This window comes from Streptomyces sp. NPDC042638, assembly GCF_040647235.1.
In the GTDB taxonomy this organism is placed as follows: domain Bacteria; phylum Actinomycetota; class Actinomycetes; order Streptomycetales; family Streptomycetaceae; genus Streptomyces; species Streptomyces rameus.
In genome coordinates this window covers 1-23,424 of the sequence record NZ_JBEZBT010000024.1, presented here as the reverse complement: position 1 = coordinate 23,424, position 23,424 = coordinate 1, and the positions used below count along the sequence as shown (strand labels likewise).

Sequence of the window (23,424 nt, the reverse complement as noted above, 5' to 3'; positions counted from 1 at the left end):
CTGCCCCGAGGAGCCGACATGCCCACGAAGATCCTCATCGTCACCGGCGACGCAGCGGAGTCCCTGGAGGTCCTCTACCCGTACCAGCGGCTGCGCGAGGAGGGCTACGAGGTCCACATCGCGGCCCCCACCCGCAAGACGCTCCGCTTCGTCGTCCACGACTTCGAACCCGGCTACGACACCTACACCGAGAAGCCCGGCTACACCTGGCCCGCCGACCTGGCCTTCGCCGAGGTCGACCCGGGTGCGTACGCGGCGCTGGTCATCCCCGGCGGCCGGGCCCCCGAGTACCTGCGCAACGATCCCGAGCTGCGCAAGATCCTCAAGGCGTTCTTCGACGCGGACAAGCCCGTCGCCCAGATCTGCCACGGCCCGCTGCTCACCGCCGCCATCGACTCGCTGCGGGGGCGCCGGGTCACGGCCTATCCCGCGCTGGAGCCGGACATGCAGGCGGCCGGGGCGGGCTTCCAGGACGCCGAGACGGTCGTCGACGGAACCCTGGTCTCGGCCCGGGCGTGGCCGGACCATCCGGCGTGGATGCGGGAGTTCATCAACGTGCTGCGCTCCGAGGCACCGGTGGACTGACCGCGCCCCGCCGGGGGCTCGGCTATGCGGCTATGCGGCTATGCGGCGAGCCTCCGCCACGGCCTCGGTCAACGTGTCCACCACCGGCACGCCCGCGTTCTCCAGACTGGCCCGGCTGTGCGAACCGCCGGTGTACAGCACGGCCCGGGCCCCCACGTGCAGCGCGGCGAGCGCGTCGTCCGCCGCGTCCCCGATCACCACCGTCCGCGCCGGCTCCACCAGCCCCGCCAGCGCCTGCAGATGCCGCACCATGTGCTCGGCCTTGCTGCCGCCGGACGGCCCGGTGCGCCCGTCGACACGTATGAAGTGCGCCTCGATGCCGAAGCCCCGGACCAGCGGCACCAGCTCCTCGTGCCCGTACATGCTCAGCAGCGACTGGCTGTGTCCCGCCGACCGCCACCCCGCGAGCAGTTCCTCCGCCCCCTGCGTGAGCCGGCACCGCACCCGGTGCTCGGTGTAGTGCCGGTGGAAGACCCCGTCCATCAGCTCCCACTCGACGTCGGTCGGCAGCCGGCCGAGCAGGCGCTCGTAGAACTTCGGCACCGGCACGCAGTACAGCGACCGGTACTGCTCCAGCGTGATCGGTGCGAGCCCCAGCTCGGCGAAGGCCGCGTTCGTCGCCCCGATGATGGCGTCGTTGTCGTGGAACAGCGTCCCGTTCCAGTCCCAGACGATGTGCGCCTTTCCGTGCATCCCCATGTCCAAGACCGTACCCGCCCCCACTGACAGTCAGCGCCGTGCGGGCGGCCCGGGGTCAGCCCCGGCCGACCAGGTTGGGGATCTCCTGCGTGGCGAACCACAGCAGCTCGTGGTCGTCCGCCCCGTCGACGACGAACTGCGCGTCGTCGTCCCCGCCGTCCGCCGCCCCGAGCGCGTCCGCCGCGGCGGTCACGTCCGGCTCCGCGTCCTCGGCGTCGACGTGCACGGAGGCCGCCTTGGCGAGCGGCACCGACACCGTCACGGTCACCTCGCCGAGGGCGGACGGTTCGAGACCGCGGTCCGGGTCGACGCTCGCGGCGCCGTCGGGCACGTCCACGGCGACCACGGCCCGGCGCCGCACCGCCCCCGGGTCCGCCGCCAGCAGCCGCAGCGAAGCCAGCGCGGCCCGGCTGAGCGCCGCGTACTCCAGCTCCTCGATGTCCTCGGAGAGGTACCACTCGCGCAGGGCGGGCGTGACGGCGTACGCGACGAACGGGCCGCTCCCCAGCTCGCCCGTCCTGTGCGCCTCGGCGAGAGCGGGGAGGGTGAGAGGGACGTAGACGCGCATACTGGCCGCTCTTTCCTGGTCAAAGGCTCCGCTGGGGCTCCGGGGAGAGCGGCTGGCGCGTCTCCCGCCGGAGGGCCTTCAGGATACGTGCGGCCGTCCCCTTTCGGGCCCCCGCCCGGCCCCGTGGAGGCGTCCACTCCGGTCCCGCGGTTCACCCTGTCCCGCGGCCTGCCCAGGGGGCCCGGAGGCTCCGGTGTCCCACTGATAGGTGAACATCGCGGGCCGTGCCCCGGCCGCGGTCCGTTCCTTGCCAGCCCCTCCCGCGGCCCGTACAAGATCCCCACCAGCGAGTTACCGCCCGGTATTCCCGGGCCCGCCGAACGGGGACTCCCATGAACAAGGTCATGAGCCGCACCATCCGGACCCGCCCGCGGCACCGTCCGCCGACCCGCCGGGACTCCCGCCGCCCCGGCGGCGCGCCGCCCCGCACGCCCAGCCGCCCGGCGGCCACACACTCCGAGAGGACCCTCGCAGCGCCCGAGAAGAGCCGCACAGCGCCGGAGAGGACCCGCACAGCGCCCGCGACGGCCGTACGGCAGCCTCGCCCGACCGACCTCTTCGCGGACCGTCTGCTGGCCGTCCTGAGCGGCCGGCGCCCCGTCCACTGGATGCTCCGGCACACCGCGGGCCGCGCCTACGACGACCTGGCACGCCTGGCGGAACGCAGCCCGCTGCGGACCCACGGCACCCGCCCGGTCGTCCACGACATCGGCTACTACGTCCCCAGCGAAGGCGCCCTGGAGGTCTTCGCCCGTATCGCCGCCGGAGACCGGCTGCGGGCCATGGCATTCCGCCTCGAACTGGGCAAGGACCTCCGCTGGCGCTGCACGGCGGTGGAAACGGGCACGACGTAGCCGGGGGGACACCCGCTGCCTTGCCGTGGGCGGTCTGGGCGGTCGCGCAGCCCCGCGAAGCCCACCCGACGGCGAACACGCAGGGCCGGGCCCCCGGAAGGGGGCCCGGCCCTGCGGAAACCGCCTGCGGCGCCTACTTCTTGCGGCGCCGCCCGCCCTTGGCCTGCCGACGCCGCTCCGCCCGCGTCAGACCGTCCGACTCGGAGCGCACCGGCTCCTCGTCCTCCAGGTCCCGCTCGACGATGCCGCCCTCACCGTCCACCGACGGTGCGGAGAAGTGCAGATCCCGTCGCTGCGGAACGTCCAGCCCCTTCGCGCGGATCTCCGGACGCGCGCCCGCCTGCGCCGGCACCGTGTCCTGCACGCCCTCGCCGACCGGCTGGGCCTCCTCGACCGGGACCTCCTCGACCTGCTGCTCGACCTGGACCTCCAGGTTGAACAGGTAGCCGACGGACTCCTCCTTGATGCCGTCCATCATCGCGGTGAACATGTCGAAGCCCTCGCGCTGGTACTCCACCAGCGGGTCCTTCTGCGCCATCGCGCGCAGGCCGATGCCCTCCTGGAGGTAGTCCATCTCGTAGAGGTGCTCGCGCCACTTGCGGTCCAGGACCGACAGCACGACCCGGCGCTCCAGCTCACGCATGATCTCGGAGCCGAGCTGGGCCTCACGGGCCTCGTACTGCTGGTGGATGTCCTCCTTGATGGACTCCGAGATGAACTCGGCGGTCAGACCGGCCCGGTCGCCGGCCGCCTCCTCCAGCTCCTCGACGGTGACCTTCACCGGGTAGAGCTGCCTGAAGGCGCCCCACAGCCGGTCCAGGTCCCAGTCCTCGGGGAATCCCTCGGAGGTCTCGGCGTGGATGTACGCGTCGATCGTGTCGTCCATGAAGTGCTGCACCTGCTCGTGCAGGTCCTCGCCCTCCAGGACGCGGCGGCGCTCGCCGTAGATGACCTCGCGCTGCCGGTTGAGCACCTCGTCGTACTTCAGGACGTTCTTGCGGGTCTCGAAGTTCTGCGTCTCCACCTGGCCCTGCGCGGACGCGATCGCGCGCGTGACCATCTTGTTCTCGATCGGCACGTCGTCCGGCACGTTGGCCATGGACATCACGCGCTCGACCATCTGGGCCTTGAACAGCCGCATCAGGTCGTCGCCGAGGGAGAGGTAGAAGCGGGACTCGCCCGGGTCGCCCTGACGGCCGGAACGGCCGCGCAGCTGGTTGTCGATGCGCCGCGACTCGTGCCGCTCGGTGCCGAGGACGTAGAGGCCGCCGAGCTCCTTGACCTCCTCGAACTCGGCCTTGACCGCCTGCTCGGCCTTCTCCAGGGCGGCGGGCAGGGCCGCGGCCCACTCCTCGATGTGCTCCTCGGGGTCGAGGCCGCGCTGGCGCAGCTCGGCCTCGGCGAGGTCGTCGGGGTTGCCGCCGAGCTTGATGTCCGTACCACGGCCGGCCATGTTGGTGGCCACGGTCACAGCGCCCTTGCGGCCGGCCTGCGCGACGATCGACGCCTCACGCTCGTGGTGCTTGGCGTTCAGCACCTCGTGCTGGATGCCGCGCTTGCTGAGCTGCTGCGAGAGGTACTCCGACTTCTCGACGGAGGTCGTGCCGACGAGGATCGGCTGGCCCTTCTCGTGCTTCTCGGCGATGTCGTCGACGACCGCCTCGAACTTGGCCACCTCGGTGCGGTAGATCAGGTCCGACTGGTCGTTGCGGACCATCGGCCTGTTCGTCGGGATGGGGACCACGCCGAGCTTGTAGATCTGGTGGAACTCGGCGGCCTCGGTCATCGCCGTACCGGTCATGCCGGAGAGCTTGTTGTAGAGGCGGAAGAAGTTCTGCAGGGTGATCGTGGCGAGCGTCTGGTTCTCGTCCTTGATGTCCACCCCTTCCTTCGCCTCGATCGCCTGGTGCATGCCCTCGTTGTAGCGGCGGCCGGCGAGGATACGGCCGGTGTGCTCGTCGACGATCATGACTTCGCCGTCGATGACGACGTAGTCCTTGTCGCGCTTGAACAGCTCCTTGGCCTTGATCGCGTTGTTCAGGTAACCCACGAGGGGGGTGTTCACCGACTCGTAGAGGTTGTCGATGCCCAGCCAGTCCTCGACCTTGCTGACGCCGGACTCGTGGATGGCGACCGTGCGCTTCTTCTCGTCGACGTCGTAGTCGCCGGTCTCCTCGACGCCCTTGAGCGGGTTGCCGGCCTCGCCGCGCTTGAGGCGCGTGACCAGCTTGGCGAAGTCGCCGTACCACTTGGTGGCCTGGTCGGCGGGCCCGGAGATGATCAGCGGCGTACGGGCCTCGTCGATGAGGATGGAGTCGACCTCGTCGACGATGGCGAAGTTGTGGCCGCGCTGCACCAGCTCGTCCTTCGACCACGCCATGTTGTCGCGCAGGTAGTCGAAGCCGAACTCGTTGTTCGTGCCGTAGGTGATGTCGCACGCGTACTGCTCGCGGCGCTGGGCCGGGGTCATGCTGGCGAGGATGCAGCCGACCTCCAGGCCCAGGAACTTGTGGACGCGGCCCATCATCTCGGAGTCGCGCTCGGCCAGGTAGTCGTTGACCGTGACGATGTGGACGCCGTCGCCGGACAGGGCGTTCAGATACGCGGGCAGGGTGCCGACGAGGGTCTTGCCCTCACCGGTCTTCATCTCGGCCACGTAGCCGAGGTGGAGCGCGGCGCCGCCCATCATCTGCACGTCGTAGTGACGCTGGCCGAGGACGCGCTTGGCGGCCTCGCGCACGGTGGCGAAGGCCTCGGGGAGCAGGTCGTCCAGGCTCTCACCATCGGCGTACCGCTGCTTGTACTCATCGGTGAGGGCCCGCAGCTCGGCGTCGGAGAGGTCGACGAAGTCCTCTTCGATGGAGTTGACCTGGTCCGCGATGCGGTGCAGCTTGCGCAGGATCTTGCCTTCGCCTGCACGCATGATCTTCGAGAGGACGGACACGGGGGCTGGTCTCCTTGCCGGTCGGGCCTGGGACGGTCGGTTTTCCATGTGACGTACTGAGCAACGGCCATCGTATGCGAGGACCCGGCCGCGCCGGGAGGGCCTGGCGGCCCGACGGCTGCTTCACCCGGGACAACGGGCCGGGAAGCCGGATGGTGCCGCATCGGCGCGAGGAATTGAGCGAAATGTGATCACCCGCTCACTCATCGCGAAAAGGCATGGCCCCGGGCGGGCCGTCCGAGCAGAATCGGGCGATGGAACCCGTCACGCTCACCACGGACCGTCTCCTGCTGCGCCCGGTCGGCCCCGGCGACACCGACGCGGTGTACGAGGCCGTGCAGGACCCCGACATCCAGCGCTGGACCACGGTCCCCTCGCCCTATCTCCCCGAGCATGCGATCAGCTTCACGGAGCAGCTCGTCCCCGAGGGATGGTCGCAGGGGTCGATGTTCACCTTCGGCGTCTTCGCGGGCGGGGAGCTGGTCGCCATGCTCGCCCTCACCATGCGCTCGCTGGGCACGGCCGAGGTCGGCTTCTGGACGGCCAAGGAGCACCGCGGCCGCGGGTACGTCGTGGAGGCCACGCTCACCGCCTGCCGGTGGATCTTCACCGAGGTCGGCGTCGACCGGGTCGAATGGCGGGCCGAGGTCGGCAACCACGCCTCCCGCGCGGTGGCCGAACGCGCGGGCTTCACCGTCGAGGGCACCCTGCGCTCCGGCATCAACAACAAGGGGGTGCGCCGGGACTGCTGGGTCGGCTCCCTGCTCCCCTCGGACCTGAGCCTGCCCTCCACTGCCCCGTACCTGCCCGCACGCGCCTGACGCCCGCTGCGCGGAAGAGAGCGGCCCTCGTCTCTCTGTTGTGAGGACGCAGCCCGTCCTGCCGCGAAGGCGCAGCCCGTCCTGCCGCGAAGGCGCAGCCCGTCCTGCCGCGAAGGCGCAGCTCGTCCTGCCGCGAAGGCGCAGCTCGTCCTGCCGCGAAGGCGAAGCTCGTCGCGGGCTGTCGGTGGCACTGTCAGTGGCACCCTCTATCGTCCGACGCATGACGACCCTTCCGCGCCCCGCCACCACCCTCACCGCGGACGACGCCCGCCGCATCGCGCTGCGGGCCCAGGGCCTCCTCGGCGCGCCCGACCGGCGCGCGGGTGTCCGAGGGGTGCTGCGCCACCTCGGCGCGGTCCAGCTCGACACGATCTCGGTCCTCGCCCGTTCCCACGAGCTCGTGCCGTACGCCAGGCTGGGCGCGGTCGGCCGCGAGGCCGTGCAGGCCGCGTACTGGACGGACACGCACTCCTTCGAGTACTGGTCGCACGCGGCCTGCATCCTGCCCATCGAGGAGTGGCCGCACTTCGCCTTCCGGCGCCGCGCCTACCGCGACCGCCCGCACTGGCACCACGAACTCCCCGAGGGCGCCTACGAGCAGGTCATCAAGCAGCTGCGCACCGAGGGCCCGCTGACCGCCACGGAACTGGGCGGCGCGAAGAGGACGAGCGACTGGTGGGACTGGTCGGGCACGAAGGTCGCCGTGGAGCGGGCGCTGATGTACGGCGAGGTGGTGTGCGTGGAGCGGCGCGGCTGGAAGCGGGTGTACGACCTTGCCGAGCGCGCCGTCCCGGCCGCGCTGCTGCACGACGAGCTGGACGACGCCGAGTGCCTGCGCCGTCTGGTCCGGCTGGCGGGCGAGTCGCTCGGCGTCGGCACGCGCGCCGACATCGCCGACTACCACCGCCTCAAGGGCGAGCAGGTCGACGCGGTGATCGCGGATTCGGGACTGGTGCCGGTCGAGGTCGAGGGCTGGTCCAAGCCGGCCTGGGCCGACCCGGTCGCGCTGGCGACGCCGCCGCGCGGCCGGCACCGCACCACGCTGCTGTCGCCCTTCGACTCCCTGATCTGGGAGCGGGCGCGCACGGAGCGGATCTTCGGCTTCACCCACCGGCTGGAGGCGTACGTCCCCAAGCCCAAGCGGGTCCACGGCTACTTCGCGATGCCGGTGCTCGCCGGTGGCCGGCTGGTCGGTCGGGTCGACCCGGCGCGCGAGGGCCGCACACTGGTGGCCAGGCAGGTCACCCTGGACGGTCCGAAGGCGGTCCCGGCGGTCGCCCAGGCGTTGGTGGAGGCGGCGTCATGGGTGAACTGCACGGACGTCCGCGTCGAGCGCACGGACGCACCCGGACTGCGCGAGGCCCTCACCAGGGAACTCGCCGGCCTCCTCGGGTAGACCGTGACGGGCGCGGGCGCTAGCGGATCTCCAGGATCTTCTCCCGCATCGCGTAGACCACGGCTTCCATCCGGGAGTGCAGCTGCAGTTTCTCCAGGATGTTGCGGACGTGGTTCTTCACGGTGTTCTCGGAGATGAACAGTTCCTTGGCGATGTCCCGGTTGTTCATGCCCGTGGCGACGAGTTTGAGGACCTCCAGCTCCCGGTCGGTCAGCCGGGGCGCGGGCACCAGCCGGCGCTCGTCGGTGCGCTGGATCATCGACTTGAACTCGGTGAGGAGTTTGGACGCCATCGACGGGCTGATCTGTGACTGCCCGTCGGCCACCGCGCGAATGGCGGTGGCCACCTCGTCGGTCGAGATCTCCTTGAGGAGGTACCCGGTCGCGCCCGCCTTGATCGCGTCGTAGAGGTCGGCCTCCTCGTCGCTGATCGTCAGCATGATGATCTTCGCGCTGGGGGCGACCTCCTTGATGGAGGTGCAGGCCTCGATCCCGCCGCGCTTGGGCATGCGCACGTCCATCAGCACGATGTCGGGGAGCAGGTCGGCGGCCTTGTCGACGGCCTCGGCCCCGTCGCCCGCCTCACCGACGACCTGGATGTCCTCCTCGGCCGCGAGCACGATCTCCAGGCCGCGCCGGAAGAGGGCGTGGTCGTCCACGACCAGGACTCTGATCGGCTCCCTGCGTGAGGCGCCCGCGTCCGGGCCCATGCCGATGACATCGTCGCCGGCCTCCCCGTCCCGCATCGGTCCGAAGGTGTCCGCCATCGTTCCTCCCCCTGAAGGCTGTGGCCTGTGGTTCTGTGCCATCGCCAACCCAAGGCAGCGGCCCACCGGTTGGGCCGGTGCGGCCATGATTCCATGCCTGGACGACACCGGGGTGACGCGCGGGGCGCGAAGTGGTCGCACACCGGTGCCCCTGGGGGCGCACACACGCTCCAGGGGCACCGGCTCAGCTTCGGCCGGGCGGGTCAGCCGCCCAGCGTGCCACCCGCCGCGGGGGCCTGCGCCTCAGTGACCATGGGGTCCGTGCTGAGGTGGATCACGCCGTAGTCGTAGGCGTGTCGCCGGTAGACGACGCTCGGCTCCTTCGTCTCGGAGTCGACGAACAAGTAGAAGTCGTGGCCGACCAGTTCCATCTCGTAGAGGGCCTGGTCGAGGCTCATCGGGGAGGCGACGTGGGTCTTCTCGCGGACGACGAGGGGCCCTTCGCCCTTGACCTCCAGCGAGCCGATCTTCTTGGTCGGCACTCCGTCCGCGTCCTCGTCGTGGACGGGGACGCCGTTGCCGTTGAGTGTCGCCGCGTCCGGGACGTGGTCGGCGACCTCCGCCGCCGGGATCCGACGCGCCCCTCGGCGCGAGAACCGCTTGTCGTGCTGCTTGCGCAGCCGGGCATCCAGCTTTTCCGCCGCCATGTCGAGTGCGGCGTACGGGTCACTGGCCGCTGCCTCCGCCCGGATCACCGGACCGCGGGAGCGGAGCGTGATCTCCACTCGGTCGCAGCGGTCGGCCTGTCGGGGGTTCGGCTCCTTGGACACCTCGACGTCGAGGCTGATCACCTTGGCATCGAGCCTCTGGATCTTCTCCAGCTTCAGCTTCTCGGCCACGTGCTTGCGGAACCGCTCAGGCACCTCGGTCTTGCGGCCCTTGACGACGATGTCCACGCAGAACTCCGTTCCCGGATCGCTCCGCTGCATCGGCGGAGCGTCTCCCTTTCGCACCCGGTCCGGTGATCACCGGACCTCGGACTCGGTGACTTCCACCTCCTCCTCCCCCATGGGCGAGATCTCCACCCCACCGGCGCGGGTGATTGCACAAACCCGCAGCACGGCATTCGGATATGTGAGGTGTGGCCTGCGCCTTTTCCTCACAACCGAACATATCTCGCCCGGACGGATGTCGTCACCCTCTACTGCGGCGTACCTCCGTTCAAGTGAATTTCCCCTCTCACCACCTGCAACGATGCAGGTCGGCGGTCAGTTCCTGTCTATTTCGAAAGAATCGCGAGGAGCGGCGATCACAGCGGCTTGGAGCATCCGCCCGTGCGCGTTCGGGGCCCTCTTTTCCGATGCACCATGCATCCACTCCTTCCCCTCCGGCCGTACGCCGATCCTTCGTTCCTCCCTACCTTCCCGGGTTATGGCCCGATACACGACCGTTCTGTGATCACGACGGGATACCGCCGCTTCCCGCAGGGCCCGCGCCGCCTCCGCGAGGCTGGCACCCGTCGTCATGAGGTCGTCGACCAGCACCACGCGGCCCGTGCCGAGCAGCCGGCCGCCTGCCTCGGTCACCTCCAACGCCCCGGCGAGGTTCTCCCGGCGCCGCCGCGCGTCCAGCCCAGCCTGGTCCGCCACGGCCCGCCGTTGACGCAGCACGGCCGCCACCCGGGCCGGCGTCCCGGTGCGCCGCAACTCCCCGGCCGCCGCGAGCGCCATCCGCCGCACCGGATCGTGCCCACGCGCCCGCACGGCCCATCGGGCGGAGGGGACGGGAACCAGCAGCACGGGCCCCCGCCACGACCACCCGGCCACCCCGGCACCGGCACCGGCACCGGCACCGGCACGGGTGTCGCGAGCGGGACCGACGCCGACACCGCCGCCCGCGCCCAGGCCCGCCCGCACGGCTCCTGCCAGCGCCGTGCCCAGCGTTCCCGCGAGTGCCAGCGCGCCCCGCTCCTTGTGGGCGAGCAGCAGGGCACGTACCTCCGCCGCGTACGGAGCCACCGCGTGCACCACCGGCAGCCCGGCCGGCTCCGGCTCCGGCCGCGCCCGCCGCGGCACGCTCCCGTCCAGCGTGGCCCGGCACCGCGGGCAGAGCGCCGTACGAGGTGCGCCGCAGCCCGCGCAGTCGGCCGGAAGCACCAGGTCGGTGAGGTCCTGCCACCACCCCCGCATGACCACCACTGTGCCCCTGCGCCCGCCGACCGGCCACCCCTGTGGACAACGGCCTGTGGACAACGGCCTGTCGAACCCGGAGCACCCCGCACGAACCCGGAGCACCCCGCACGACGCGCGGCTCCCAACTGGGCAGGGCGGCCCCCGGCCGGGCACGGGAGAGCACGGGAACGGGCGGCCGGCGCGGGCACAGGCAGCCGCCGAGAGCGCAGGCGGGCCGAGGAGAGCACAGGCGGGCCGGGGAGGCACAGGCGGCGCGCGGCCGCGCCGTCGCAGAGGGGACCGACGGCCCGCCCGCGGTCAGCCCGGATAGACCGGCGCCGTCCCGTCCTTGTCGACCTTCTGCCACTGCGCCCCGGACGGCAGCCGTACGATCCCGTCCTCCGAGTAGGCCACCAGCGGCGCCCGCTCGTCCTCGGACGCGGCGATCGCCTTGACGCTCGTGAGCGCGCCCGGTGCGGGACCGTCCAGCGTGGATCCGTCGACCTGGACGTACCGCATCTGCTGCACGCCCCCCTGCTCCTGGCCCCCGACCAGCAGCCTGCTGTCCCCGGCCCAGGAGATGGCGCTGACCTTCTCCAGGTCCGGTGTGGCCGACCTGAGTCCGTCCACCGAGATGCCCTGCCCGGTCCCGTCGTCGCGCTGGATCCTGCCGATGAACAGGGACTGCTTGCCGTCCTTCTCGACGACCAGCGCGATCCGCGCCCCGTCGGCGGCCACTCGCGCGTCCTTGATCTGGCCGGACAGGTCCGGGACGGCGACCCGCTCCGGTTTGCCGACCCCCTGCTGCAGAACGAACAGGCGGGTGCGGTGCGGGTCGCTGTCAGCCACCCACAGGTCGCCACGGGCGTCCCAGCTCGGGGTGGTCAGCCGGTCGGCGGGGGTCGCGCCGGCGCTGGTCACCAGCGGCTCGTCGAAGGAACCACCCGACGCCAGCGAGGTCACGTACAGCGATCTGCCCTCGTCACCGACCCCGGCCGCGGTGTGCTCGTCCCGCGACACCGCCACCGACCGCAGCCCCTTGCCGCCCTCGCCCAGCGGACCGGGCACCGGCACGGAGCCGGTTCCGGTGCTCGCGGTCGGCATCCGTACCACCCGGCGCTTGCCGTCGATGAAGTACACGTACTCGGGACGCTTGGACGACCCGTGCCAGGCCTCGGACTCGGCGCGTTCGTCGGTCAGTTCGCACAGCCGGTCGTCGCCGGTGCCCAGCAGCTCGACGGACTCCAGCGTCGGCGCGAGGTTCCGCAGGGTGAACAGCATCTGCGTCGCCATCTCGGTGCACTTGCCCGCCGCGACCCGGGACGCCTTGAGGTTCAGCGGGACGGTCAGCCTGTTCTGGTCGTCCGGAGCGAGCCCGGACACGCCCTTCCGCAGCGCCGTACCGGTCGGGAAACTGGACCTGACCACCGGTCCGAGCCAGGCGGTGGGCCCCTTCAGCAGCGAACGGACCATCTGGGTCATCGCGTCCACCTTGCCGCGCACGAACACCGGGTCGGCGACCGTCACCGGCTGACCGCTCGCCCCGACCGCCGTGTCGGAGGCGAAGTAGTACTTGTCGACCGGCGTGTAGTTCCGCTGGAAGTCCGACTTGCCCATGACGACGCCGTCGGGCAGTCCGTCGATGCGCCACTGCCCGCTCTTGTGGTCCTTCGTGAGGTGCAGCTTCTCGCGGTAGGAACCCCCCGCGGGCTGGTACGCCTGCTGCGCGTCGACCGTGGCGACCCGGCTGCCGGCCAGCACACAGGTGACGCTGTTGGTCTCCTCCCGGCCGCCCGGGCCGCAGTCCGTCTCGATGCTCGGCCCGTTCGCGAGGACGGTGGTCGACCGCTCCGGCCGCCAGGTGCGCGCCGCGTCCGTCGTCAGGTACTTGCGGGCCGTGTCGTACTGCGGATCGTCGCTGGTCAGCGCCTCGAGGAAGCCTTGCATGATCTCCCCCGGGCCGGCACCGTCGGCCGGCGGCATGGCGAACACCCGGACGCCGGTGTCCTGCCGCGGCGTGGACACCACATCCCGCAGGTCCCCGCTGTCGGGCATCGAGGCGCAACCGGCCAGCAGTACGGCGCCCAAGGCGGCGTACGCCACCGCGCGCCCCGGCCGCCGCCGTGCGTCCCCCGTGCGGTCAGCGGCCACGAAATGCCTCCCCTGGCTCGGTCGAGCCCTCCGGCGAGCCGGCCTCCGGCCGGTCCTCGTTCGTCTCGGACGCCGGACGCCCGGCCGGCCCCTCCCCCGGACGCGGTACGCCACCGGCGGGCCGGGACACCACGCGCGCGCCGTTGCCGTTGCCGGGCAGGGCGGTCGGATCGGCGGCCGGGCTCGCGGCGGGCAGCCGCGGCGCGATCTGCGCCCGCGACGGCAGCGCGGACGCCTGAGCACCGGCCTGCTGGACCGGAACGGTGGCCCGCTTCTCCTCATCCCCCCCGCGCGGCAGCCCGGCGTCCTCCAGGCCGCGGTTGCGGCGCGAGTCCTTGGGCTCCAGCGGTATGGGCGAGCCCCGCAGCGGCTCGTCCGCGGTCCTGGGCAGCGTCAGGCGGAACTGGGAACCGCCGCCCGGCTCACCCCACGCCTGCAGCCAGCCGCCGTGCAGCCGCGCGTCCTCCAGGGCGATCGACAGCCCGAGGCCGGTACCTCCCGTGGTCCGCGCGCGTGCCGGGTCGGCCCGCCAGAAGCGGCTGAAGACCCGGGTGGCCTCACCGGGCTTCAGGCCGACGCCGTAGTCCCGCACCGCGACGGCCACGGCCCCGCCCGCGGCGGCCAGCTTGACGACGACGTCCTTGCCCTCGCCGTGCTCGACGGCGTTGACGACGAGGTTGCGCAGCACGCGCTCCACACGCCGGGCGTCCGCCTCGGCCACGACGGGCTGCTGGTCCCCGACCACGCGCAGGTGCGTGCCCTTGCGCTCGGCGAGCGGCTCGGCACCGCTCACCACCCGCCGGACGACCTCCCTGAGGTCTATCGGCTCCGCCTCCAGCGCCGCGGCGCCGGCGTCGAAACGGCTGATCTCCAGCAGGTCCGCGAGCAGCGACTCGAACCGGTCCAGCTGGTCGGCGAGCAGTTCGGCCGACCGCGCGGTCACCGGGTCGAAGTCCTCGCGCGCCTCGTGGATGACGTCCGCGGCCATCCGGACGGTGGTCAGCGGGGTGCGCAGCTCGTGCGAGACGTCGGAGACGAACCGCCGCTGCATCCGCGACAGGTCCTCCATCTGCTGGATCTTCACCTGGAGGTTCTGCGCCATCTTGTTGAAGGCCTCGCCCAGGCGCGCGATGTCGTCCTCGCCGGTGACCTTCATCCGCTCCTGCAGCCGCCCGGCGGACAGCCGCTCCGCGATCCCGGCCGCCATCCGCACCGGTGTGACGACCTGCCGCACCACCAGCCAGGCGATGGCGCCGAGCAGGACCACGACGAACAGTCCCGCGGTGGCGAGGGTGCCCTTGACCAGGCTCAGGGACTTCTCCTCCTGCGTGAGCGGGAAGAGGTAGTACAACTCGTACGGCCGGCCGTTGGGGTCGTTGACCTGCTTGCCGATGACCAGGCCCGGCTGCGACTCCTTGCCGCCGAAGTAGCTGATCCGCGTGTTGCTCTGCACGGCCGTCGTCCCGCTGTTGACCCGCTCGCGCAGGTCGGCGGGCACGCTGGAGGTCGGGTTGACGTTGCCGGAGCCACGCGGACTGCGTCCGCCGCCGCTGTCGTCGCCCACGGGCAGCGTCACCACGTCGAAGGCGCCCGCGCCACCGCTGGACAACGACTCCACGAGGTCACTCATCCACTGGATGACGTTCTGCGACTGCCGCCCGTCCACGGTCGCCGTGCCGTCACCGGGACCTGCCCCGCCGGCGGCGCCCGTCCCGGAGGCCGCCTCGTCGGCCCGCTGCTTGGCCACCGCGAAGCCGCCCGTGGCCTGGCTCTGCGACGCCCTCACCTTCGCGTCCAGCAGGCCGTTGCGCACCTGCCCGATCACGACGAAGCCCAGCAGCAGAACGACACCCAGCGACATCACCAGCGTGGTGGCGACGACCCTGAGCTGGATGTTGCGCCGCCACAACCGCATCACCGGCAGCAGCGGACGGCGCACCCAGCGCAGGAACAGCCTCAGGACCGGACTGCCCTGGACCCCGCCCCGCAGCAGCCCACCCTCGGCCAGCCTCCTCAAGCGCGCGCCCGCCGCCCGGCCGACAGGCCGCCCCGACCGGGTCCCGGGCCCGCCGGAAGCCGAAGCGGCGCTGTCCCCGGACATGTCAGCTCGGTCCTGCCTTGTAACCGACACCACGGACGGTCACCACGATCTCCGGCCGCTCCGGGTCCTTCTCGACCTTGGAGCGCAACCGCTGGACGTGCACGTTGACCAGGCGCGTGTCAGCCGCGTGCCGGTAGCCCCACACCTGCTCCAGCAGCACCTCGCGCGTGAAAACCTGCCAGGGCTTGCGCGCGAGGGCGACCAGCAGGTCGAACTCCAGCGGCGTCAGCGCGATCGACTGACCGTCCCGCTTCACCGAGTGCCCGGCGACGTCGATGACCAGGTCACCGATGGTGAGCTGCTCCGGCGCCGGCTCCTCCGACCTGCGCAGCCGCGCCCGGATCCGCGCCACCAGCTCCTTCGGCTTGAACGGCTTGACGATGTAGTCGTCCGCGCCCGACTCCAGGCCCACGACGACATCGACGGTGTCGCTCTTGGCCGTGAGCATCACGATCGGCACCCCGGACTCCGCCCGGATCAGCCGGCACACCTCGATGCCGTCCCGCCCGGGCAGCATCAGGTCGAGCAGCACCAGGTCGGGCTTGCTCTCACGGAAAGCGGCCAGCGCCTTGTCGCCGTCGGCTACGAAAGACGGCTCAAAACCTTCACCACGCAACACGATGCCGAGCATCTCGGCCAGTGCGGTGTCGTCGTCGACGACAAGGACTCGTCCCTTCATAAACGACATCATCCCATTCTCGTAACGACGACAGAGGCCCAGGTGAGGCACCTCACTGGCCCGTGACGATAGTCGTACGGAGCCGTCACTGTCTGCCCCCGTCCGCCGACGTCGATGCCGACGTGGGTGTCGAGGCCAGTGACGGACACCGGCCCTGGCCCGTCTGAGTAGCCGTGCTCATGTGCGGTGCCCGCCGGAACAGCATGCTGGGCGGCAGCGCGGGACGCTCGCCCGCTCACGGGAACGGTGGTGGACATGGAGCGCGGCAACAGACCGTCGACCGGCCGGCAGGTGGGGGTCGCCTTCGCCCTGGCCGTCCTCGACCTGATGGTCATCGCCTGGCTGGCGCTCAGCTACGGCATGTCGAGCTGGGCCGACGCCTACGACAGCGGCAATCCACCCGGTGCGCCCGAGGTGGCGCTGCAAGGGACGTGGCTTCTGGCCGGCGGCGCGATCGTCACAGGCGGCGGCCTCCTCGCCCTGCGCTGGCGGATCCCGGGCATCGTGCAGCTGGTCGTCCTGGGCGCCGGAGCCGGGCTCCTCGCCCACTCCGCGTCCGGCGGCTGAGGCACCCGCGCACGGGGCCGGGCCCCGGCCCACCGCGGTCCGGCGGCCCCTCCCCGGCGCGTCACCGCGAGGAGAGAGGCCGTCTGCGGCGGCCGAGCCCGACCCCGCCCGTCAGCTGGTCGCCACCTGGCCCGTCCTGGCACACAGCTGGGCGAGAGCCTCAGCAGTCACCGGGGAAACAACTCCCTCCTCGGTGACGATGGCCGTCACCAGCTCGGGCGGCGTCACGTCGAACGCCGGGTTGTACGCCTGGGTCCCCAGCGGTGCCACCGGCATCCCGCCGCCGGCCCCCGCCACCGGACCCTGGACAGCCATGAGCTCGGTCACCTCATAGCCGGGGCGCTGTTCGACCTCGATGGACGCCCCGTCCGGGGTGTCAGGGTCGACCGTCGTCACCGGCGCCACCACGATGAACGGCACGTGGTGGTACCGGGCGAGCACGGCGAGCGGATAGCTCCCCACCTTGTTCGCCACCGAACCGTCCGCCGCGATCCGGTCCGCCCCGACCAGCACCGCGTCCACCTCACCCGCCGCGAACAGCGAACCCGCCGCGTTGTCGGTGAGCAGCGTGTACGCCATGCCGGTACGGGCCGCCTCGTACGCCGTCAGGCGAGCGCCCTGGAGCAGCGGACGTGTCTCGTCCACCCACAGCCGCCGCAGCCGCCCCACCCGGTGCGCGGCGAGAGCCACCGCGAAGGCCGTGCCCTCACCCCCCGAGACCAGCGATCCGGAATTGCAGTGGGTCAGGATCCGGTGCCCGCCACCGGGCAGCAGCTCGTCCAGAAGCGCCAGACCATGGGCCGCCATGCGTGTGCTGGCCTCGGCATCCTCCCGGTGCAGCGCCCGCGCCGCGGCCAGTGCCGCCACCGCGGCGGCGGCCGGGTCGCCGGTCCTGACGAGCTCCGCCTGATGCGCGGCCTCGGCACGGCGCACCCCGACGGACAGGTTCACCGCGGTGGGCCTGGCCCCTTCGAGCGCCCGCGCCGCCTCTGACACCTCGAAGCCCCGCGCGGCGGCGAGCGCGACGCCGTACGCCCCCGCGATCCCGAGCAACGGTGCCCCGCGCACGGCGAGCGAACGGATCGCCTCCACCAGCGCCGACGCGTCCGTGCACACCAACTCGACCTCTTCGGCCGGGAGTCTCGTCTGATCAAGAAGGACCAGTACCGGGCCTTCTGGTGGTTCCTCCCATCGGATCGCCGGTATCTCGGTCGGCCGCTTGTCCCCACCGGTTCGCGCCTGCTGGTCAGCCATGCCGTCAGTCTGCCCCGGATCCGGCGGACAATTGAAGGAGTCGGGCCGTCACCGTGGCCAGTCCCCGGGTGACCAGCACATGGCACGATGGCTGCCAACCTGCCGCCGCGACCGCGGACGGGCACCGAGAAGGAGCTTCGATGACAGACACTCCGGGCTGGGCCTCGCCCGGATCCTCCCCGTCGTCCGAGGGGCGGGAACCCGGTACGTCCGGACCCGCCGAGCCCGCCGACCGCCCCGGCCCCGCCGAGCCCGCGCCGCAACCGGGCGCGGACACACAGGGCCCAGGCGTGAAGTGGTCCAAGGAGCAGCCGCCACCCGGCCAGTGGCCGGCGCCCACCGGTGCCCCCAGCCCCGACCTGACCCCACCGCCCCCGCCGCCCGGCCCGGGCTGGGGCGGCCACCCCGGCGGACCGGGCCCCGGCGGATACGGCGGCGGATACGCCGGGCCGCCGCCCACCGGTCACGGCGGTTACCCGGCCTGGGGCGGCGGCTGGGGCGGTCCGCCGCCCGCCGCCAAACCCGGTGTCATCCCCTTGCGGCCGCTCGGCGTCGGCGAAATCCTCGACGGCGCCGTCTCCACCATGCGCACCTACTGGCGCTCGGTCCTCGGTATCTCGCTGGCAGTCGCCCTGCTCACCGAGATCAGCCTGGTCCTCCTGCAGGGCCTCGTCCTCAACGACGCGCTCGGCCGGACTGCTCTCGACGGCAAGACCGCCACACCCGCCGAGGTGTTCCGTGCGCTGCGCGACACCATGATCGGCACCGGACTCGTCACGGTGATCTCCGCAGCCGCCATCATCGTCACCACCGCCCTGATCACCACCATCACCAGCCGCGCCGTGCTCGGCAAGCCGGTCAGCACCGGTGAAGCCTGGCGTGAGGCCCGCCCGCAGCTCCCGAAGCTGTGCGGCCTGCTCCTCCTGCTCGGACTGATCGTCGTCGGAACGATCGTCGCCGGGACGCTGCCCGGCCTCCTGATCCTGCTCAGCGGGGGCCACGACGCCGCCGGGTCCGCGCTGTTCGCCCTGGGCATCCTCGCCGGCACCGTCGTCGCGGTATGGCTCGGCGTCCGCTACTACCTGGCGGCCCCCGCCCTGATGCTGGAACGACAGGGCATCGGAAAGTCCATGAGCCGCTCCGCCAAACTGGTGCGCGGCTCCTGGTGGCGCATCTTCGGCATCCAACTGCTCGCCGCGCTCATCACGAGCGTCGTCTCGGCGGTCGTGACCATCCCGTTCGCCGTCATCGGCGCCGCCATGAGCGGCGACGGCATGGCCGACTTCCTCGCCACCAACAACGGACACGTCGGCTGGACGTTCCTGATCATCCGGGGGATCGGCTCCGTGGTCGGCACCACGCTGACCCTTCCGATCAGCGCCGGCGTGACCGTGCTCCTCTACATCGACCAGCGCATCCGCCGCGAGGCCCTCGACCTCGAACTGGCCCGCGCAGCCGGCGTCCACGGCTACGGCACCGGCGCCCCCGGTCCCGTCCCCGGGAGCTGATGCGGTGATCCTCGCGGGGGCAGTTCTCACGGCCGCCGCCCCGTCGGGCGGCGCCGCCACGGTCGTACGACGGCTGACGCGTGCGACGGGCCGGGCCGTCCTGGCGTCCGGCGGCTCGGGCGACGAGCCGCCGGTGACCATCCCGCGCGATCCCGCGCGGGACGCGGCCCGGCGCGAGCTGTCCAAGCGGATGTACCACGAGAACGATCCGAGCCTGTTCCAGCGCGCCCTGAACGCGTTCTGGGACTGGCTCGACCGGTTGTTCGACACGGCAGCCTCGGCCACTCCCGGCGGCACGGTGGGACTGGTCGTCGTGATGCTGTTCGTCGTCGCCGTGCCGGCCGCCCTCTGGTGGCGCCTCGGCACCCCCGGACGCCGGCCCGGCTCCGTCGCGGCCCTGTTCGACGAGCGGCCCCGCAGCGCCGCCGAACACCGCGCGGCCAGCGAGGCACACGCGGCCCAGGGCCACTGGAACCAGGCCGTCCAGGAGCGCATGCGCGCCATCGTCCGCTCCCTGGAGGAACGGGCCCTGCTCGACACACGCCCCGGCCGCACCGCCGACGAAGCAGCCGCCGAGGGCGGCCGTGCCCTCCCCGCGCACTCGGACCGGCTGCGCGCTGCGGCCCGTGACTTCGACGAGGTCACATACGGTGGGCGGCGGGCCGGTGAGCAGTCGTACCACCGCCTTGCCGACCTTGACCGCAACCTGGAACGCACCACGCCGGCCCTCGCCGACAGCACCGCCCACACGCCCCGGAGCGGCCGCCAGGGGGCAGCCGAGTGACCACCGAGGCCACGCCCACGACCCCATCCACGGCACCCACCTCCACCGCGCCCACCGGCCGCCACGTGTGGACCCGGACGCGAGGCCTCGCACTCGCCGTCGTCCTGATCCTGGCCGCGGCCGTCGCCATGGCCGCCGTACGCTCCACCGCCCGCCACGGCGCACTGGACCCGCGCTCCGCCGACCCCTACGGAAGCCGCGCCGTCGCCGAACTCCTCGACGAACGGGGAGTCTCCACGCGCGTGGTCACCACTCTCGGCGGGGCACGCGCCGCCGCCGGCCCGGACACCACCCTGCTGGTCGCCGTACCCGACCTGCTGACCCACCGTCAGCAGACCCAGCTGAACGCGGCGACCGCGGCCTCCGGCGGACGTACCGTCCTGGTCGCAGCCGGCAGCTGGTCCGTCGAACGGCTCGCCCCCGGGGTCACCGCGGACCCCGCCACCAGCAACGACTCCACGCTCGCCCCGGACTGCGCCCTGCCCGAGGCCCGGCGCGCGGGCACCGCCGAAACCGGCGGCCTCCGCTACACCACCACCCACCTCGACGCCGACTCCTGCTACCCCAGCGAGCGCCTCGCCACCCTGCTGCGCATCCCCGCGGCCTCCGGAGGCGGCGACACCGTCGTACTCGGCGCGCCCGACATCCTCCGCAACGACCGCCTCGACGAGCAGGGCAACGCCTCCCTCGCCCTTCAGCTTCTCGGTTCCCGCCCCCATCTGGTCTGGTACCTCCCCTCGCTCTCGGACGCCTCCGCCGCCGGAACCAGCGAGCGGAAGAGCCTCTTCGACCTGCTCCCCTCGGGATGGCTCTGGGCCACCCTGCAACTCTTCATCGCGGCAGTTCTCGCCGCCTTCTGGCGGGCGCGCCGCTTCGGCCCGCTCGTGGCGGAGAAACTTCCCGTCGCGATCCGCGCCTCCGAGACCACCGAGGGCCGCGCCCGCCTCTACCGCAAGGCCGACGCCCGCGACCGCGCGGCAGCCGCTCTTCGCGCCGCCACCCGCACCCGCCTCGCCCCCCTGGCCGGCGTCCCCCTCGCCCAGGCACACACGCCCGAGGCCCTGCTCCCCGCCCTGTCCGGCCGCCTCCCGGACGACGGACGGAGCCTGCACCCCCTCCTCTTCGGACCGCCGCCCGGCGACGACGCGGCCCTCATCGCCCTCACCGACCAACTCGACGCCCTCGAAAGAGAGGTACGCCATTCATGATGGACCCGACCACTGACAACGCCGGGCGGAGCGGGGACGCGGGCACCGCCCGAGCCTCCCTGGAAGCCCTGCGCGCCGAGATCGCCAAAGCCGTGGTCGGCCAGGACCCCGCCGTGACCGGACTCGTCGTCGCCCTCCTCTGCCGCGGACACGTACTACTTGAAGGAGTCCCTGGAGTCGCGAAAACGTTGCTCGTCCGCACCCTCGCTTCCGCACTCGAACTCGACACCAAGCGTATCCAGTTCACTCCGGACCTGATGCCGAGCGACGTCACCGGCTCCCTCGTCTACGACACCCGCACCGCCGAGTTCTCCTTCCAGCCCGGCCCGGTCTTCACCAACCTCCTTCTCGCGGACGAGATCAACCGCACTCCGCCCAAGACCCAGTCCTCGCTGCTGGAAGCCATGGAGGAACGCCAGGTCACGGTCGACGGCACGCCTCGCCCACTCCCCGAACCGTTCCTGGTCGCCGCGACCCAGAACCCGGTCGAGTACGAGGGCACCTACCCCCTCCCCGAAGCCCAACTGGACCGCTTCCTGCTCAAACTGACGATCCCTCTGCCGTCCCGGCAGGACGAGATCGACGTCCTCACCCGGCACGCCTCGGGCTTCGACCCACGCGACCTGCGCGCCGCCGGCGTACGCCCCGTCGCCGGCGCCTCCGACCTGGAGGCGGCCCGTACCGCGGTGGCCGGGACGACCGTGTCCCCCGAGATCACCGCCTACGTCGTGGACATCTGCCGCGCCACCCGGGAGTCGCCCTCCCTCACTCTGGGGGTCTCCCCCCGCGGGGCCACCGCCCTGCTCGCCACCGCACGCGCCTGGGCCTGGCTGACGGGCCGCGACTACGTCATCCCCGACGACGTGAAGGCCCTGGCCCTGCCCACGCTGCGGCATCGCGTCCAGCTGCGCCCCGAGGCCGAGATGGAGGGCGTAACCGCCGACTCGGTCATCAACGCCATCCTCGCCCACGTCCCGGTACCGCGCTGATGGCGCTCACCGGACGCGCCGCTCTCCTCGCGGCCCTCGGCTCCATCCCCGTCGGCATCCTGGAACCAGGCTGGACGGGCATCCTCGCGGTCAACGGCCCCCTGGCCCTGGCCTGTGCCTGCGACTACGCGCTGGCCGCGCCGGTACGCCGTCTGCTGCTCACCCGCTCCGGCGACACCTCCGTTCGTCTGGGTGACACCGCGGACATCACACTCACGATCACGAACCCGTCCCGCCGCTCCTTGCGGGCCCAGCTGCGGGACGCCTGGCCGCCGAGCAGCTGGCAGACGGGCACCGGAACCGGGGCGTCCCGGCACCGGATCGCCGTGCCCCCGGGCGAACGCCGACGCGTGACCACCCGACTGCGCCCCACCCGCCGCGGCGACCGTCAGGCCGACCGCGTGACCATCCGCTCCTACGGCCCCCTCGGACTGCTCGCCCGCCAGGGCACCCACAGGGTTCCCTGGACGGTACGGGTCCTGCCCCCGTTCACCAGCCGCAAGCACCTTCCGTCGAAGCTCGCACGCTTGCGTGAACTCGACGGCCGCACGAGCGTGCTGACCCGGGGTGAGGGCACGGAATTCGACAGCCTGCGCGAGTACGTCCCCGGAGACGACACCCGATCGATCGACTGGCGCGCCACGGCCCGGCAGTCCGCCGTCGCCGTTCGCACGTGGCGTCCCGAACGCGACCGGCACATCCTGCTCGTCCTGGACACCGGCCGTACCTCGGCCGGCCGCGTCGGCGACGCCCCACGTCTGGACGCTTCCCTGGACGCGGCCCTGCTGCTCGCGGCCCTGGCTTCCCGTGCCGGCGACCGTGTGGCCCTGCTGGCCTACGACCGCCGGGTACGTGCCCTGGTCCAGGGCCGCTCGGCCGGCGATGTGCTGCCTTCTCTGGTCGACGCGGTGGCGGCACTCGAACCGGAACTCGTCGAGACCGACGCCCGTGGCCTCACCGCCACCGCCCTGCGCACCGCACCTCGGCGTTCCCTGATCGTGCTTTTCACGACGCTGGACGCGGCACCGGTGGAACAGGGCCTGCTTCCCGTGCTTCCCCAGCTCACTCAGCGCCACACGGTTCTGATCGCATCGGTGGCGGATCCGCACATCGCGCGTATGGCTCAGTGCCGGGGCGACGCGGAGGCCGTGTATGAGGCGGCGGCAGCGGCTCAGGCACAGAGCGAGCGGGGTCGCACCGCTGAACAGCTTCGCCGTCATGGGGTGACGGTGGTGGACGCGACTCCGGAGGATCTGGCGCCGGCGCTTGCGGATGCGTATCTGGCATTGAAAGCGGCGGGCCGGCTCTGAGGAGCTGCAGCGGGAGCCTCTCCGGTCCCTTTTGGGGGCTGCCGGGAGATTGTGAGGAGGAGGATTGAAAGGGGCCGGAACGCAGAAAACCCCCGCATCAGCCCGATGCGGGGGTTTTCCCAAAAATTG

20 protein-coding genes are annotated in these 23,424 nt (G+C 72.0%); 10 read left to right on the top strand and 10 right to left on the bottom strand.

Going from position 1 to position 23,424, the window contains the following annotated elements:
* The first annotated feature begins 18 nt into the window (after window positions 1-18).
* Entirely contained in the window at window positions 19-585 is a 567-nt protein-coding gene (locus AB0B40_RS20400) for a DJ-1/PfpI family protein (protein ID WP_345058313.1), read from the top strand.
* Window positions 586-615: 30 nt separating this feature from the next.
* Here the strand turns inward: AB0B40_RS20400 and AB0B40_RS20395 are convergent, their stop codons facing one another.
* Together AB0B40_RS20395 and AB0B40_RS20390 are read right to left on the bottom strand one after the other, a co-directional pair.
* A complete protein-coding gene (locus AB0B40_RS20395) occupies window positions 616-1,284 on the bottom strand; it encodes an HAD family hydrolase (protein WP_345058315.1) in 669 nt (222 codons plus the stop codon).
* Window positions 1,285-1,339: 55 nt separating this feature from the next.
* On the bottom strand, window positions 1,340-1,852 hold the full coding sequence (locus AB0B40_RS20390; RefSeq protein ID WP_345058317.1) for a hypothetical protein: 513 nt from the start codon (window positions 1,850-1,852) through the stop codon (window positions 1,340-1,342).
* Between the two features lie 332 nt (window positions 1,853-2,184).
* Here AB0B40_RS20390 and AB0B40_RS20385 point away from each other — a divergent pair, with 332 nt between their 5' ends.
* Window positions 2,185-2,706, top strand: coding sequence for an Rv3235 family protein (locus AB0B40_RS20385; RefSeq protein WP_362264827.1), 522 nt, complete (start codon window positions 2,185-2,187; stop codon window positions 2,704-2,706).
* Window positions 2,707-2,839: 133 nt separating this feature from the next.
* On the opposite strand, the gene secA is transcribed toward AB0B40_RS20385, so the two are convergent.
* Window positions 2,840-5,650, bottom strand: coding sequence for a preprotein translocase subunit SecA (secA, locus tag AB0B40_RS20380; RefSeq protein WP_345058321.1), 2,811 nt, complete (start codon window positions 5,648-5,650; stop codon window positions 2,840-2,842).
* Between the two features lie 254 nt (window positions 5,651-5,904).
* Here secA and AB0B40_RS20375 point away from each other — a divergent pair, with 254 nt between their 5' ends.
* Window positions 5,905-6,471, top strand: a complete 567-nt coding sequence (locus AB0B40_RS20375; RefSeq protein WP_345058323.1) for a GNAT family N-acetyltransferase — start codon at window positions 5,905-5,907, stop codon at window positions 6,469-6,471.
* 220 nt (window positions 6,472-6,691) lie between these two features.
* Complete coding sequence (locus AB0B40_RS20370) at window positions 6,692-7,867, top strand: crosslink repair DNA glycosylase YcaQ family protein (RefSeq protein ID WP_362264824.1); 1,176 nt, start codon at window positions 6,692-6,694, stop codon at window positions 7,865-7,867.
* Window positions 7,868-7,886: 19 nt separating this feature from the next.
* Here AB0B40_RS20370 and AB0B40_RS20365 read toward each other — a convergent pair whose 3' ends face one another.
* The 6 genes from AB0B40_RS20365 to mtrA form a co-directional block, all read right to left on the bottom strand.
* On the bottom strand, window positions 7,887-8,633 hold the full coding sequence (locus AB0B40_RS20365) for a response regulator transcription factor (protein WP_345058327.1): 747 nt from the start codon (window positions 8,631-8,633) through the stop codon (window positions 7,887-7,889).
* 203 nt (window positions 8,634-8,836) lie between these two features.
* Window positions 8,837-9,562 (bottom strand): ribosome-associated translation inhibitor RaiA, encoded by a 726-nt coding sequence (gene raiA, locus AB0B40_RS20360; RefSeq protein WP_345058329.1) that lies wholly within the window; start codon window positions 9,560-9,562, stop codon window positions 8,837-8,839.
* A 279-nt stretch (window positions 9,563-9,841) separates the two neighbouring features.
* Window positions 9,842-10,762 (bottom strand): ComF family protein, encoded by a 921-nt coding sequence (locus AB0B40_RS20355; protein WP_362264822.1) that lies wholly within the window; start codon window positions 10,760-10,762, stop codon window positions 9,842-9,844.
* A 300-nt stretch (window positions 10,763-11,062) separates the two neighbouring features.
* The gene (locus AB0B40_RS20350; RefSeq protein ID WP_362264820.1) at window positions 11,063-12,895 is read right to left on the bottom strand and encodes an LpqB family beta-propeller domain-containing protein; all 1,833 of its coding nucleotides are present in this window, start codon (window positions 12,893-12,895) and stop codon (window positions 11,063-11,065) included.
* Window positions 12,885-14,996 carry an MtrAB system histidine kinase MtrB gene (gene mtrB, locus AB0B40_RS20345; RefSeq protein ID WP_345058335.1) on the bottom strand — a complete coding sequence of 704 codons (2,112 nt, stop codon included), beginning with the start codon at window positions 14,994-14,996 and terminating at the stop codon, window positions 12,885-12,887. Before mtrB ends, AB0B40_RS20350 begins: the two co-directional genes overlap by 11 nt.
* A gap of 1 nt (window position 14,997) precedes the next feature.
* The gene (gene mtrA, locus AB0B40_RS20340) at window positions 14,998-15,687 is read right to left on the bottom strand and encodes a two-component system response regulator MtrA (RefSeq protein WP_187279108.1); all 690 of its coding nucleotides are present in this window, start codon (window positions 15,685-15,687) and stop codon (window positions 14,998-15,000) included.
* A gap of 243 nt (window positions 15,688-15,930) precedes the next feature.
* Between mtrA and AB0B40_RS20335 the strand changes: the two genes are divergently transcribed.
* Window positions 15,931-16,242 carry a DUF6234 family protein gene (locus AB0B40_RS20335; RefSeq protein ID WP_345058337.1) on the top strand — a complete coding sequence of 104 codons (312 nt, stop codon included), beginning with the start codon at window positions 15,931-15,933 and terminating at the stop codon, window positions 16,240-16,242.
* A 111-nt stretch (window positions 16,243-16,353) separates the two neighbouring features.
* Here AB0B40_RS20335 and mtnA read toward each other — a convergent pair whose 3' ends face one another.
* Complete coding sequence (gene mtnA, locus AB0B40_RS20330; RefSeq protein WP_345058339.1) at window positions 16,354-17,496, bottom strand: S-methyl-5-thioribose-1-phosphate isomerase; 1,143 nt, start codon at window positions 17,494-17,496, stop codon at window positions 16,354-16,356.
* A gap of 140 nt (window positions 17,497-17,636) precedes the next feature.
* Between mtnA and AB0B40_RS20325 the strand changes: the two genes are divergently transcribed.
* The 5 genes from AB0B40_RS20325 to AB0B40_RS20305 all read left to right on the top strand — a co-directional run bounded on the left by AB0B40_RS20325 (window position 17,637) and on the right by AB0B40_RS20305 (window position 23,295).
* Complete coding sequence (locus AB0B40_RS20325) at window positions 17,637-19,004, top strand: glycerophosphoryl diester phosphodiesterase membrane domain-containing protein (RefSeq protein WP_345058341.1); 1,368 nt, start codon at window positions 17,637-17,639, stop codon at window positions 19,002-19,004.
* Window positions 19,005-19,077: 73 nt separating this feature from the next.
* Window positions 19,078-19,788 carry a DUF4129 domain-containing protein gene (locus AB0B40_RS20320; RefSeq protein WP_345058351.1) on the top strand — a complete coding sequence of 237 codons (711 nt, stop codon included), beginning with the start codon at window positions 19,078-19,080 and terminating at the stop codon, window positions 19,786-19,788.
* Window positions 19,785-20,996: a DUF4350 domain-containing protein gene (locus AB0B40_RS20315; protein ID WP_345058343.1), complete on the top strand. Its 1,212-nt coding sequence runs from the start codon at window positions 19,785-19,787 to the stop codon at window positions 20,994-20,996. The genes AB0B40_RS20320 and AB0B40_RS20315 overlap by 4 nt, the downstream gene beginning before the upstream one ends.
* On the top strand, window positions 20,996-21,985 hold the full coding sequence (locus tag AB0B40_RS20310; protein ID WP_362264877.1) for a MoxR family ATPase: 990 nt from the start codon (window positions 20,996-20,998) through the stop codon (window positions 21,983-21,985). The genes AB0B40_RS20315 and AB0B40_RS20310 overlap by 1 nt, the downstream gene beginning before the upstream one ends.
* Entirely contained in the window at window positions 21,985-23,295 is a 1,311-nt protein-coding gene (locus AB0B40_RS20305; RefSeq protein WP_362264817.1) for a DUF58 domain-containing protein, read from the top strand. The genes AB0B40_RS20310 and AB0B40_RS20305 overlap by 1 nt, the downstream gene beginning before the upstream one ends.
* Window positions 23,296-23,424: the final 129 nt, after the last annotated feature.